Source organism: Nocardia farcinica (assembly GCF_029867845.1).
GTDB lineage: Bacteria > Actinomycetota > Actinomycetes > Mycobacteriales > Mycobacteriaceae > Nocardia > Nocardia farcinica_A.
Window position 1 is genome coordinate 1 of sequence record NZ_JARWRU010000353.1, and the last position, 2,450, is coordinate 2,450.

The 2,450-nt window shown below is 72.4% G+C and carries 3 protein-coding genes and 1 pseudogene; 3 read left to right on the forward strand and 1 reads right to left on the reverse strand.

The features are described 5' to 3' along the window. From QH283_RS07580 to QH283_RS07590, 3 genes and pseudogenes are all read left to right on the forward strand, one after another. Positions 1 to 279, forward strand: a pseudogene (locus QH283_RS07580) (hypothetical protein); the annotation flags it as partial. A gap of 149 nt (positions 280 to 428) precedes the next feature. After that, a complete protein-coding gene (locus QH283_RS07585; protein WP_280502307.1) occupies positions 429 to 1,250 on the forward strand; it encodes a MerR family transcriptional regulator in 822 nt (273 codons plus the stop codon). Between the two features lie 96 nt (positions 1,251 to 1,346). Next, a complete protein-coding gene (locus QH283_RS07590) occupies positions 1,347 to 1,715 on the forward strand; it encodes a VOC family protein (protein WP_280502308.1) in 369 nt (122 codons plus the stop codon). Between the two features lie 63 nt (positions 1,716 to 1,778). On the opposite strand, the gene QH283_RS07595 is transcribed toward QH283_RS07590, so the two are convergent. Beyond that, on the reverse strand, positions 1,779 to 2,213 hold the full coding sequence (locus QH283_RS07595; RefSeq protein ID WP_280502309.1) for an SRPBCC family protein: 435 nt from the start codon (positions 2,211 to 2,213) through the stop codon (positions 1,779 to 1,781). Positions 2,214 to 2,450 lie beyond the last annotated feature (237 nt).

Sequence of the window (2,450 nt, forward strand, 5' to 3'; positions counted from 1 at the left end):
CCGCTGGCCTGGATCGGCAAGACCTTCGCCACCGGCCCGGACGGCGGCACCCTCACCAACCGGCTCTCGGTCGGCGTCGATGCCTGGCCCGCCACGATCTACCGCACCGCCTCCATCGCCGACGGCGCCCCGGCCTGGGCACTGGACTACGCGCCCTCCCCCACCCCGCAGGTCTACGACGAGATCCGCGAGATCGTGCCCGGCGTATGGCTCGGCTACTCCTGGTGGCGGCAGGCGGGCCAGGACGTGCTGCTGCTGGCCTTCGCCCTCACGGACTAGCCCGCATCCCCTCACGGACAAGCCCGCATCCCCTCACGGACTGGCCCGCACCCGCTGCCCGGTGGCGTGGAGCCCGGTGGCGTGGAGCCGGGCCGACACGCCACGCGCGTGTTGACTCTCCCCGTACTGGAGGGTGTTCGCTGTGTGCCATGACCGCGACCGTCGCCATCGGGGAGTTCGCCCGGCTCTCCCACCTCAGCGTCAAGACCCTGCGGTACTACCACGACATCGGCCTGCTCGCGCCCGCCGAGGTCGACCGGGGGTCGGGCTATCGCCGCTACCGCACCGACCAGGTCGAGCAGGCGCTGCTCATCCGCAGGCTGCGCCTGCTCGACATGCCGCTGCCGCAGATCAAGGACGTGCTGGCCGCGCCGGACCCCGCCACCAGGGACGCGGCGCTGCGCGCGCATCTGGAGCGCATGGAGGACGAGCTGCGCCGGACCAGGCAGGTCGTGGCCTCGCTGCGCGCCCTGCTCACCCCCGCCCGCCCGGTGCCGGTGCGGCGCCGGGTGCTGCCGCGGACCCCCGCGCTCGCGCTGCGCGAGGTGGTCGGCAAGGACGACATCGACCGCTGGTGCGGCGCCGCCTTCCCCCGGCTCTACGGCGCGATCGCCGCGGCGGGCGCACTGCCCGCGGGACCGGCCGGAGCGACCTACGCGCTGGACTACTTCACCCACGACGCGGGCGAGGTGCTCGCCTACGTCCCGGTGGCCGAACCGCTGACCGGCGCTGCCCCGCCCGCGGGTCTGGAGGCGGTCGAGCTGCCCGCCCGCCACGTCGCGATCGCCCTGCACCTGGGCTCCTTCGACGACGTGGACCGCACCTACGCCGCCCTGGGCAGCGAGGTCGCCGAGCAGGACCGGTCGCTGGAGGAGGCGATCCGCGAAATCTATCTGGTCGGCCCCGGCGACACCGAGGACCCGGCCGAGTACCGCACCGAGATCTGCTGGCCCGTCGCCGGGCCGGCCTGACCCTTCCCGGCAGGCCGCGACGCGTCCCCGCGCGGCGCGTGACCGCCGGACCCACTACCCGACCGTCCGCAGGACCTACTACCAGAGGAGAGCAGGATGTCCCTTTCCATCGCCGCCGTCACCTTCGACTGCGACAACCCCGCCGCTCAGGCCCGCTTCTGGGCCGAACTGCTCGGTCGCGAGGTCGATTCGGAGGCCAGTGAGTTCTTCGCCTCCATCGGCCGGGAAGCGAAGCAGGAGCCGGTGCTGATGTTCCTGAAGGTCGGCGAACGCAATCCCGGCAAGAACGTGGTGCACCTGGACCTGCACAGCACCGACCGGCAGGCCGAAGTGGACCGCGCCATCGCCCTCGGCGCCGAACACCGGGGCGACTTCGACGAATACGGCATCGTCTGGACCACGCTGGCCGACCCCGAGGGCAATCTGTTCGACATCGCGACCGAGGCGAGCCCGGCCGGGGCGTGAGCTGCCCGGCCACCGGGAACCGCATGCCCGGCCGCGCACCCCGCGCGGCCGGGCATCGGCGGCTCAGGCCAGTTCGCGCCGCAGGTTGGCCAGCACCTCGGCCTGGATCTTCTTCAGGCCGCGCGGGGCGAAGATGCCCTCGAAGATGCCCTTGACGCCGCCCGCGCCCTGCCAGGTGGTGGTCTGGGTGACCTTCGCGCCCGCGCCCTCCGGCGTGACGGTCCAGGTGGTGACGAGCGAGGAGTTGGCGTCGCGCTCGGTCACGGTGTCGCCCGAGACCGAGACGGTGGCACGCACATTGCGCTGCCTGCTCTCGGTGGCCTGCAGCACCCACTCGGCGACGGTGCCCTCGCCCTTGCCGCCTTCCACGACCTTGTAGTCCCGGTAGTGCGCGGAGAGGATGCGCGGGCGCACCGTCGCGTAGTCCGCCACGGCTTCGAGCGCGCGCTTCGGATCGGCCGCAACGGTGATCGAACTACTGGCGCTGACCTGTCCCACTGTGAACTCCTTGTCCCGGTTGTCGATCGACACACCAATCCTGCCCTGCCACGGCGATGCGACCCCGCGCGCCCTCGGGATTTCCGACGACATATCGCCGTCTGTGTGGCCGACCCGACTCGCGAGTATTTGCGTCGTCTGAGTGGGAGTGTGGGTGGGCCAGGCCGGGCACACCCCCGCCGCCCCCGAATAAGGGTTAGCCCCGCCAACCGCCGGGGGGGGTCCGCGGGGGGGGCC